Here is a 9,661-nt window from a genome sequence, read left to right on the forward strand (position 1 = left end):
GGATCGAGTACATGGGCTTAGGGCTCCGGAGTTTCGGCAAGGCTGTTATGGGTATCTGCGCCGGTCTGCTGCTGACGGCTTGTGCCGAAGATTACGGCCTTGATCAGCATGGACGAAAGGTAACGGCTGAGAGCCTGGATGGCCAGTGGCTAGTCATTAATTATTGGGCTGAGTGGTGTGCGCCGTGTCGCACGGAAATTCCCGAACTCAACGCCTTGGAAGAACAGCTGAAAACCCAGTCGGCGCGGGTGATCGGCGTCAACTTCGATGCCCTGCAGGGCGATGACCTCAAGCGTGCCGCGGACAGTTTCGACATTCGTTTCACCGTGCTGGCGCAGGACCCGGCGGCGCGCTTTGAGCTGCCGCGCAATGACGTGCTGCCGGTGACCTACATTGTCGACGCCGATGGCAGGCTGCGTGAGCGCCTGGTAGGCGAGCAGACGGCCGCCGGCCTGCTCGAACATTTGCAGCAACTGCGCCAGAACTAGAAACGCGCAGGGTGCGCCCTGTCACCCCGTGCGGGGAAGTCATGGCGCTTACCAACCCGGCACCCCGCTCATGTCCGGCAACTGGTGGGCGATGCCCTTGTGGCAATCGATGCAGGTGGCTTCGCCGCTGGCCAGCGCGCTGGAATGCATCTGCCGGGCGCGCGGGCTCTGCTTGGTGAAGTCCATGTAGTCGAAGTTATGACAGTTGCGGCACTCCAGCGAGTCGTTGGCCTTGAGCCGCGCCCATTCATGCTCGGCCAGCTCGCGGCGGTGGGCGAGGAACTTGTCGCGGGTATTGATGGTGCCGAAGATCTTGCCCCAGACCTCCTTCGACGCCTGCATCTTGCGCGCGATCTTGTCCGTCCACTGGTGTGGCACGTGACAGTCCGGGCAGGTGGCGCGCACTCCGGAGCGGTTGCTGTAGTGAATGGTGTCCTGCAGCTCCACATAGACGTTGTCACGCATCTCATGGCAGGAGATGCAGAACTGCTCGGTATTGGTGGCCTCCAGCGCGGTGTTGAAACCGCCCCAGAAAATGATCCCGGCGATGAAGCCGCCAAGCGTGAGAAAACCCAGGCTGTAATGCACGCTTGGGCGGCGCAGGATGCCCCAGTACTCCTTGAGCAGGGCCATTAACGACTTCATGAAAGGCCTCCTCAGGGTTTTGCCGTGCCGGCTGCTTCGTCGCCGAGCAACTGGTCGATATTGCGGAAGGCGTTGCCGACCAGAGGTTTGACCTCCTGCTGGGTGACGTGGCACTGGGTACAGAAGTAGCGCCGTGGTGAAACCGCCGCCAGTGCCTGACCGTCGCGATCCATGTAATGAGTGATGCTGATCATCGGTGCCTGGCTGCGGGCGCTGCCGGCGCGGCTGTGGCAGGTCAGGCACTTGTTGCCGTTGGCGTCGACCTGATAGCCGCGAATGCTGTGCGGAATGGTCGGCGGCTGCTCGGGGTAATTGCGCTCGCGCTTGATATCCTTGTTCTCTTCATTGCCGAGCACGGGCGCCGGTAGGCTCTGGCTCAGGGTGCCGCCAGGGCGGCGACCGTCCGGTGCCGGAGCGTCGAGTGGGTAATTGAGCTCGCCGGCGATGGCCAGACCAAAGGCGGCGAGCAGTAACAGAGGCAGAAAACGCAGAGTCATGACGGTTCTCCTCAGGCCAGGCTGACCAGTTCGATCTTCACCGCACACTTCTTGTAGTCGGTCTGCTTGGAGATCGGGTCGGTGGCGTCCAGGGTGACCTTGTTGATCAGTTTGTTGGCGTCGAAGAAGGGCACGAACACCAGGCCACGCGGCGGCTTGTTGCGACCACGAGTTTCGATGCGCGCGCGGATTTCCCCGCGACGGCTGATCACCTTGACCTCGCTGCCGCGTCGCGCCTTGAGTGCCCTGGCATCGTCCGGGTGCATGTACACCAGGGCATCGGGCACGGCGCCGTGCAGTTCTTCGACGCGCTGGGTCATGCTGCCGGTGTGCCAGTGTTCGAGCACGCGGCCAGTGCTGAGCCAGAACGGGAAGTTGTCATCCGGTGCCTCCGCTGGTGGCTCATAGGGCAGGGCGAAGATCAGCGCACGTTTGTCCGGGTAGCCGTAGAACTGCACGCCGCTGCCTTTTTCCACGTAGGGGTCGAGGCCTTCGCGATAGCGCCAGCGCGTTTCCTTGCCGTCAACCACCGGCCAGCGCAGGCCACGCTCGGCGTGATAGCTGTCGAAGGGCGCCAGGTCATGGGCATGGCCGCGACCGAATTGGGCGTATTCCTCGAACAAGCCCTTCTGCAAATAGAAGCCGAATGCTTCGGCCTCGTCGTTGGCATAGCCGGCCTCGATCTGTTCGCGGGGGAACTGGTCGACCTGGCCGTTGGCGAACAGCACCTGGTACAGCGTCTTGCCCTTGTATTCCGGGGCCTTGGCCAGCAGTTCGGCAGGCCAGACTTCGTCGGTGGTAAAGCGCTTGGAAAATTCCACCAGTTGCCACAGGTCAGACTTGGCCTCGCCCGGTGCCTTGACCAGTTGATGCCAGAACTGCGTGCGGCGCTCGGCATTGCCGTAGGCGCCTTCCTTCTCCACCCACATGGCGCTGGGCAGGATCAGGTCGGCAGCCTGGGCCGAGACGGTGGGGTAGACATCGGAGACGATGACGAAGGCCTGCGGGTTGCGCCAACCGGGGAGGATCTCCTGCATCACGTTGGGGCCGGCCTGCATGTTGTTGCTGACCTGGGTCCAGTAGACCTTGAGCACGCCGTCCTTGAGCTTGCGGCTCTGTTCCACGGCATGAAAGCCGGGCTTTTCCTGGATGGTGCCGGCCGGCAGTTTCCAGATTTTCTCGGCGGTTGCACGGTGCTTGGGGTTGGCTACCAGCATGTCGGCGGGTAGGCGATGGGAGAAAGTGCCCACCTCGCGCGCGGTGCCACAGGCCGATGGTTGGCCGGTGAGGGAGAAGGGGCTGTTGCCCGGTTCGCTGATCTTGCCGGTGAGCAGGTGCAGGTTGTAGACCAGGTTGTTGGCCCAGACGCCACGGGTGTGCTGGTTGAAGCCCATGGTCCAGAACGACATGACCTTGCGCTTGGGATCGGCGTACAGCTCGGCCAAGGCCTTGAGGCGCTCGGCCGCCACGCCGCTTTCCTTGGCGGTGCGCTCCAGGGTGTAGGGTTTGACGAAGGCGGCGAACTGCTCGAAGGACATGTCCTCCCAGGTATTGGCCTTGGCCGCGTTCTTGGCCTGCATCTCCAGCGGGTTGTCGGCGCGCAGGCCGTAGCCGATATCGTCGGCGCCGCGGGCGAACTTGGTGTGTTTGCCGACGAAGTCCTTGTTCACCGCGCCGCTTGCGATGATGTGGTTGGCGATGTAGTTGAGGATCAGCAGATCGGTCTGCGGTTTGAACACCAGCGGGATATCGGCCAGGTCGAAGCTGCGGTGCTCGAAGGTGGACAGCACCGCGACCTTGGTGTTCGGATGGCTGAGGCGACGATCAGTGACCCGGCTCCAGAGGATGGGGTGCATTTCTGCCATGTTCGAGCCCCACAGCACGAAGGCGTCGGCGGCCTCGATGTCGTCGTAGCAGCCCATCGGCTCGTCCATGCCGAAGGTGCGCATGAAGCCCATCACCGCCGAAGCCATGCAGTGGCGCGCGTTGGGATCGATGTTGTTGGAGCGGAAACCGGCCTTCATCAGCTTGTTGGCGGCGTAGCCTTCCCACACCGTCCATTGCCCTGAACCGAACATGCCGACGGCCTCGGGGCCATGCTCGCGCAGCGCCTCCTTGGTCTTCTGTTCCATGATGTCGAAGGCCCGCTCCCAGCTCACCGGCTGGAATTCACCCTGCTTGTCGTACACGCCATTCTTCATGCGCAGCAGCGGTTGGTTGAGGCGGTCGACGCCGTACATGATCTTCGACAGGAAGTAGCCCTTGACGCAGTTCAGGCCGCGATTGACCTCGGCCTTGACGTCGCCGTGGGTGGCCACCACGCGGTTGTCGCGGGTGGCGACCATCACGCTGCAGCCGGTGCCGCAGAAGCGGCAGGGCGCCTTGTTCCAGTCCAGGCGGGTCATGTCCGCTTCGGTGATCAGGTTGCTGGCGGTCGTCACCAACGGCAGACCGGCGGCAGCGGCGGCAATGGCAGCAGCGTTGGCCTTGGCAAATTCACGGCGGGAAAGCTTCATTCTGAGTCTCCTTCTGTGTCGAGGAGTTCGTGGTAAACCAGAGCGGCATTGAGCACGCCTGGCAACGCGTTGATCTGTTCGAGGCGGGCGAGGATGTGGCGCTCGTGTTCGGTTTCCAGCACCACCACCAGCTTGCCTTGCGGGCTTTCCTGATGCAGTTCGAGGCCTTCCAGCTGGCGCAGGTTGGCTTTCACCGCAGCCAGCCATTCGGGCCGTACGTGCACCAGCAGACTGGAAATATGCATAGAGGCGGCCATGTTCCGTGGCTCCGTAGGTAAGGAAGGATCAGGTGGGTGGGCCAGGTGGGCCGAGTAGCATCTGCATGAACCAGATGATGAATCCGTAGCCGCCGACCAGCGCGACCGAAAGGAGGGGGAATAAGCAGACCACGAGAAAGACGAACAGGCGGGTTTCCTTGCCTTTCGTGGCTTTGCGTTCGGGCGTGCTGTCCATTCGCTCGGCTCCATTGCATTCCGTATCTCAGGCTAGACCCTAACATTGGTAAGGGCAAAGTCAGTTGAGCTGGATCAAGTCAGGGGCAGAGCGTTCAAGGTACTGGGGAGGCACGTTCGAAATTATCGATAGCGTGCTAATATTTGTTCTTCGTTCCATTCGCGGACCCGCGTCGTTCGGATCGGCTTCTTTTGTCGATCTGTCGCTTGTCCGCAACGTGCTCCGTGAGTCATCCAGTCTATGTCCGCTTCTCATCTCAGTCGTGGCAGTGCCGGTTATCGGCGCGCCACTCTGGCGCTGTTCTGCGCCGGTTTCGCCACCTTCGCCATGCTCTATTGCGTGCAGCCGTTGCTGCCTCTGCTGGCCGCCCACTTTCGTGTATCGGCCGCCAGCAGCAGCCTGGCGCTGTCGCTGACGACTTTGAGCCTGGCGCTGTGCCTGCTGGTATCCGGTGCGCTGGCTGAAAGCTGGGGCCGCAAGCCGGTCATGGCGGCAGCGCTGGGGCTGGCGGCGATGCTGGGAATCGCCAGCGCCCTGGTGGAGGAGTGGGGCAGCCTGCTGATTCTGCGTGCACTGCTGGGGCTGGCGCTGAGCGGTCTGCCGGCGCTGGCCATGGCCTATGTCGGGGAGGAGTTCGATCCCGAGGCGCTACCTGCCGCCATGGGCCTGTATATCGGCGGCACGGCGCTGGGGGGCTTGCTGGGGCGACTGTTGGCCGGCCTGCTCAGCGATATTGGCGGCTGGTCCTGGGCGCTCGGCGGGATCGCTGGGCTGGGTTTGCTGGCGATGGGGCTGTTTCTCTGGCTGTTGCCTCCTTCACGTCATTTCACGGCCCAGCCGCTCTCTCTGCGTGGGTTGCTGCGCAACTTCGCCTTGCACCTGAACAATCCGCGCCTACGCGTGTTGTTTGCCCTAGCGTTTTTGCTGATGGGCGGTTTCGTTGCGCTGTTCAACTACGTGGGTTTTCGCCTGGCCGGTGCGCCTTTCAATCTGTCCGCCACGGTGATCGGCCTGCTGTTCACCGTCTACCTGCTGGGTATCTTCAGTGCCGGTTGGGCCGGGCGACTGGTCCCACGCTTTGGTGCGCGCCAGGTGCTGCATGGTGGCATTGGCCTCATGTTGCTGGGCGTGGCTCTCTGCGCGACGCCCTGGCTGAGTGCTGCGGTGGTTGGGCTGGCATTGTTCACGTTGGGTTTCTTCGCCGCCCATGCCGTGGCCAGCGGGCAGGTCGGCGCGCACGCACAGGGTGCCAAGGCCCAGGCATCGGCACTGTACCTGTGTGCCTATTACCTCGGCTCCAGCCTGGTGGGTTATGTCGGCGGTTATGTCTGGGAGCATGCCGGATGGCTGGCATTGCTCACTGTTCTGGCTGCCTTGTTCATCGCCGCAGCCGCTCTGGTACGGCGTATTTAGGCTGTCTGTCGCTCGTTCAGTGCAGGTTCAAGGAGGGTTCAGGAGGGATTCAGTAGTCTTCCCGCAGACTTGTTGCCGAGTTGATCAAAACTGCAACGAGAGGAAGGATTCAATGAAAATCACCCTGAACCGCATCGCATTCGCTACCTGCCTGGCCCTAGGTGCAACCGCTGCCCAAGCCAACGACAATTTCGTCGGCCTGACCTGGGGTCAGACTGACAACAACATTCAGAAGTCCAACGCGCTGAATGCCAATCTCGGCAATCCCAAGTTGGACAAAGTGATCAATGGCGAGGGCACCTGGGGTGTCCGCGCCGGCCAGAAGACTGCTGACGGTCGCTACTACGCGACCTACGAGAATGTCTCCGACAGTCACAATGGCTACAAACTGCGTCAGCAGAATCTGCTCGGCAGCTACGACATGTTCGTCCCGCTGGGCAGCAACAACACCAAGCTGTTCGGTGGTGTAACCGCCGGCCTGGTCAAGCTCGAGCAGGAAAGCCGCGGCTTCTCCCGCGAAAGCGATATCGGATTTGCTGCAGGTTTGCAGGCCGGTATCCTGCAGGAACTGAACAGCAATACCTCGATCGAAGCCGGCTATCGTTATCTGCGTACCAACGCCAGCACAGAAATGGCACCGCGTGGTGAAGGCAAGGCCGGGTCGCTGGACCTGCATAGCAGTTCGCAGCTCTACCTCGGCGCCAACTTCGCCTTCTGATGGCGGCTTAGCGTTACCAGGCCGTGCATCAGTCCGAGTGAAAACGTAGCGAGCGAAGGTCAGGCAAGGCAAAAGCCGGCGAAGAAGCGCAGTTTACGACTTGTAAATGAGCATTCTGAGCCGGTTTTTAACGCAGCATGGCCGAGCGCAGTAGTTTTCACATCGACTGATTTGCCCGGCCTTCGTACAACTAAAAAGGGGAAATCTCATGAAATTGCTGGTGGTGGAGGATGAGGCGTTACTGCGTCACCATCTGTTCACTCGCCTCAGTGAAAACGGGCATGTGGTGGACGCCGTGCGCACCGCCGAAGAAGCACTGTACCGAGCTGAGTCCTTCAATCATGACCTGGCCCTGGTCGATCTCGGTCTGCCTGGTATGAGCGGTATCGACCTGATCCGTGAGCTGCGCAGCCAGGACAAGAATTTTCCGATCCTGATCCTTACCGCGCGCGGTAACTGGCAGGACAAGGTCGAAGGGCTGTCCTGCGGCGCTGACGACTATGTGGTCAAACCGTTCCAGTTCGAAGAGCTGGAAGCACGCCTGAACGCGCTGCTGCGACGCTCTTCCGGGTTCACCAAATCGACCATCGAGGCGGGGTCGCTGGTGCTGGACCTCAATCGCAAGCAGGCCACAGTGGATGAGCAGTCGCTGCAATTGACGGCCTACGAGTACCGCATTCTCGAATACCTCATGCTGCATCACCAGCAGGTGGTGGCCAAGGAACGCCTGATGGAGCAACTCTATCCGGGCGACGACGAGCGTGACCCCAACGTCATAGAGGTGCTGGTCGGCCGTCTGCGGCGCAAGCTGGAAGGTGTGCTCGGCGGTAAACCAATAGAGACCGTGCGCGGCCAGGGCTACATGTTCAACGAGCGCTGCAAGTGAGTCGAGCGCGCGCCGCGTTGCGCAAATTGCGCATGCGTTTCGGCTCGCTGCGGCTGCGCCTGATGTTGGCCAGCGCCGCGTTGGCAATGCTGTTCATGCTGTTGCTGATGCCTGTCTTGCAGGGCGTGTTTCTCATGGCCCTGGAGCAGACCGTGGAGAAGCGTCTGGCCTCCGATGCGGCCGCGTTGATATCTGCCGCCCGCATCCATGACGGCCAGTTGCACATGCCGGACAAGATGCCTGACGAGGAATTCGACAACCTCGACTCGCACCTGCTGGGTTTCATTTTCGACCGTGAAGGCCAGATGATCTGGCGCTCACGCTCCTCCATCGACGAGTTGGTGCGCTACCTGCCGCGCTACGACGGTCGCGGCCACGAGTTCATCCGCATTCGCGACGACAGCGGCCAGGAATACTTCGTATACGACGTGGAAGTGGATTTGCTGCGCGGCGACCAAACCGCGCTGAGCATCGTGACCATGCAGCCGACGCGCGAATACCAGGGGCTGTTCAACGGCTTTGCCTGGCAACTGCGTCTGTGGCTGGGCATCGCCTTGCTGGTGTTGCTGGGCCTGCTTTGGTTCGGCCTGACCTGGGGTTTTCGCAGCCTGCGCGGCCTCAGCGATGAGCTCGATGGCGTGGAAGCGGGCACCCGTCAACGTCTGAGTGATGAGCATCCACGCGAACTGCTACGCCTGACTAATTCCCTCAACCGTCTGCTCGACAGCGAGCGGCGTCAGCGCGAGCGATATCGCGACTCGCTGGAAGACCTCGCCCACAGCCTGAAAACACCACTCAGCGTGTTGCAGGGCATCGGCGAAACCCTTGCCGTTCAACACGAAAATCGCGAGCAGGCGCAGCTGATGCAGGCGCAGATCGAACGCATGAGCCAGCAGGTCGGCTATCAACTGCAGCGCGCCAGCCTGCGCCGCAGCGGCCTGGTACGCCATCGCGAGCAGGTCTGGCCGGTGCTCGACGGCTTGTGCCGCTCGCTGGACAAGGTCTACCGCGACAAGCGCGTCGAAGCGACACTGGAAGTGCCCGAGCACAGCCAGATCACCATGGAACGTGGCGCGCTGATGGAGCTGCTCGGCAACCTGCTGGAAAACGCCTATCGCCTCTGCCTGCATCGCGTACGCGTTAGGCTGCAACCCCTGGCCGGGGGCTGCCTGATCACCATTGAGGACGACGGCCCTGGTGTGCCGCAACAGCAGCGTGAGCGGGTCCTACAGCGCGGCGAGCGTCTGGATGCGCAGAACCCGGGGCAGGGCATAGGCCTGGCGGTGGTGGAAGATATCGTCGAAAGCTACGACGGTGAGCTGAGCCTGGAAGATTCCGAACTGGGCGGCGCCTGTTTCAGGGTGCGGTTGTATGACTGAGCCTTGCTGATGCATCTTCCTTGATTGCGCTCAGGCTACTGTAGCGGAGCAGGGCCGATAACAATGATGATCCTCGTGATTGATTGAACGCTTGGCCCCCGCTGCGCGTACTACAGAATGGCCAGGGCGAAAAGTCCAGAACAGGCCGGATATACGAATGCAACCGCGCTGACGACAGGTGCAAAAGCAAGGCTTTGCTCACTACTTGTGGGGAGAGTCCATATACAGTTGTTGCGCAGCTATTGCGCCGAACCATTTGTTTTAACAAGTGCGTAATCTTGCTTTTTGTCGTTCCACTCAAATGAAGCACTGGTTATGGCGGACGACTCTTCACTGAATACGCTAAACAATTTTAAAAGATCGTCGATCCTCATTTCGTATGCCCATTTATGCCGCTGGTAGTCAGAAAAGATGAGCATAGATATAAAGGCTGTGCCTTCAGTAATTGTTTGCATCCAGTAGTAATGAATTAGCTGGTTGCACACTTCAAGCGCTGAGAGGGTGTGAGGCTCCGGATGCTCCATGTCGAATCGATCTTCGGGCCAGCCTGCACCTGTGACGGTGAATGGCTGGTCGCCGATTTTTTTATAACGTAGCACCGGCAGGCAGGTCCCGCGAGCTTGATCATTTACTTTGGCTCTGTCTGAGTTAGCTGTTGCAGTGGTC

The 9,661-nt window shown here is 61.0% G+C and carries 11 protein-coding genes; 5 read left to right on the top strand and 6 right to left on the bottom strand.

Annotated features, from left to right (window positions below):
* Positions 1 to 11: 11 nt before the first annotated feature.
* On the top strand, positions 12 to 488 hold the full coding sequence (locus tag CXP40_RS18915; RefSeq protein ID WP_106735014.1) for a TlpA disulfide reductase family protein: 477 nt from the start codon (positions 12 to 14) through the stop codon (positions 486 to 488).
* Positions 489 to 536: 48 nt separating this feature from the next.
* Here CXP40_RS18915 and CXP40_RS18920 read toward each other — a convergent pair whose 3' ends face one another.
* The 5 genes from CXP40_RS18920 to napE are packed head-to-tail and all read right to left on the bottom strand — an operon-like array spanning position 537 to position 4,599.
* Positions 537 to 1,133: a cytochrome c3 family protein gene (locus CXP40_RS18920; RefSeq protein WP_026088775.1), complete on the bottom strand. Its 597-nt coding sequence runs from the start codon at positions 1,131 to 1,133 to the stop codon at positions 537 to 539.
* A gap of 11 nt (positions 1,134 to 1,144) precedes the next feature.
* The gene (locus CXP40_RS18925; protein WP_092376465.1) at positions 1,145 to 1,630 is read right to left on the bottom strand and encodes a nitrate reductase cytochrome c-type subunit; all 486 of its coding nucleotides are present in this window, start codon (positions 1,628 to 1,630) and stop codon (positions 1,145 to 1,147) included.
* 11 nt (positions 1,631 to 1,641) lie between these two features.
* The gene (gene napA, locus CXP40_RS18930) at positions 1,642 to 4,146 is read right to left on the bottom strand and encodes a nitrate reductase catalytic subunit NapA (RefSeq protein WP_106735015.1); all 2,505 of its coding nucleotides are present in this window, start codon (positions 4,144 to 4,146) and stop codon (positions 1,642 to 1,644) included.
* On the bottom strand, positions 4,143 to 4,403 hold the full coding sequence (locus tag CXP40_RS18935; RefSeq protein ID WP_003461524.1) for a chaperone NapD: 261 nt from the start codon (positions 4,401 to 4,403) through the stop codon (positions 4,143 to 4,145). Before CXP40_RS18935 ends, napA begins: the two co-directional genes overlap by 4 nt.
* Positions 4,404 to 4,431: 28 nt before the next feature.
* Positions 4,432 to 4,599 (bottom strand): periplasmic nitrate reductase, NapE protein, encoded by a 168-nt coding sequence (napE, locus tag CXP40_RS18940; RefSeq protein WP_013716352.1) that lies wholly within the window; start codon positions 4,597 to 4,599, stop codon positions 4,432 to 4,434.
* Between the two features lie 240 nt (positions 4,600 to 4,839).
* Between napE and CXP40_RS18945 the strand changes: the two genes are divergently transcribed.
* From CXP40_RS18945 to CXP40_RS18965, 4 genes are all read left to right on the top strand, one after another.
* Positions 4,840 to 6,012: an MFS transporter gene (locus tag CXP40_RS18945; protein WP_106735016.1), complete on the top strand. Its 1,173-nt coding sequence runs from the start codon at positions 4,840 to 4,842 to the stop codon at positions 6,010 to 6,012.
* 112 nt (positions 6,013 to 6,124) lie between these two features.
* Positions 6,125 to 6,730, top strand: coding sequence for an outer membrane beta-barrel protein (locus tag CXP40_RS18950; RefSeq protein ID WP_106735017.1), 606 nt, complete (start codon positions 6,125 to 6,127; stop codon positions 6,728 to 6,730).
* A gap of 208 nt (positions 6,731 to 6,938) precedes the next feature.
* The gene (locus CXP40_RS18960; RefSeq protein ID WP_099523335.1) at positions 6,939 to 7,616 is read left to right on the top strand and encodes a response regulator transcription factor; all 678 of its coding nucleotides are present in this window, start codon (positions 6,939 to 6,941) and stop codon (positions 7,614 to 7,616) included.
* Positions 7,613 to 8,995 carry an ATP-binding protein gene (locus tag CXP40_RS18965; RefSeq protein ID WP_106735018.1) on the top strand — a complete coding sequence of 461 codons (1,383 nt, stop codon included), beginning with the start codon at positions 7,613 to 7,615 and terminating at the stop codon, positions 8,993 to 8,995. Before CXP40_RS18960 ends, CXP40_RS18965 begins: the two co-directional genes overlap by 4 nt.
* A 239-nt stretch (positions 8,996 to 9,234) precedes the next feature.
* Here CXP40_RS18965 and CXP40_RS18970 read toward each other — a convergent pair.
* Positions 9,235 to 9,661: hypothetical protein (locus CXP40_RS18970; RefSeq protein ID WP_256579494.1), on the bottom strand; the 427-nt coding region annotated here is incomplete at its 5' end.

The sequence above is a fragment of the Pseudomonas sp. YY-1 genome (assembly GCF_002843095.1).
Lineage (GTDB): Bacteria > Pseudomonadota > Gammaproteobacteria > Pseudomonadales > Pseudomonadaceae > Aquipseudomonas > Aquipseudomonas sediminis_A.

Bases quoted from the DNA above. Each gene is read 5' to 3' on its own strand.
- CXP40_RS18915 (WP_106735014.1), top strand. From the start codon at position 12: ATGGGCTTAGGGCTCCGGAGTTTCGGCAAGGCTGTTATGGGTATCTGC.
- CXP40_RS18920 (WP_026088775.1), bottom strand. From the start codon at position 1,133: ATGAAGTCGTTAATGGCCCTGCTCAAGGAGTACTGGGGCATCCTGCGC.
- CXP40_RS18925 (WP_092376465.1), bottom strand. From the start codon at position 1,630: ATGACTCTGCGTTTTCTGCCTCTGTTACTGCTCGCCGCCTTTGGTCTG.
- napA (WP_106735015.1), bottom strand. From the start codon at position 4,146: ATGAAGCTTTCCCGCCGTGAATTTGCCAAGGCCAACGCTGCTGCCATT.
- CXP40_RS18935 (WP_003461524.1), bottom strand. From the start codon at position 4,403: ATGGCCGCCTCTATGCATATTTCCAGTCTGCTGGTGCACGTACGGCCC.
- napE (WP_013716352.1), bottom strand. From the start codon at position 4,599: ATGGACAGCACGCCCGAACGCAAAGCCACGAAAGGCAAGGAAACCCGC.
- CXP40_RS18945 (WP_106735016.1), top strand. From the start codon at position 4,840: ATGTCCGCTTCTCATCTCAGTCGTGGCAGTGCCGGTTATCGGCGCGCC.
- CXP40_RS18950 (WP_106735017.1), top strand. From the start codon at position 6,125: ATGAAAATCACCCTGAACCGCATCGCATTCGCTACCTGCCTGGCCCTA.
- CXP40_RS18960 (WP_099523335.1), top strand. From the start codon at position 6,939: ATGAAATTGCTGGTGGTGGAGGATGAGGCGTTACTGCGTCACCATCTG.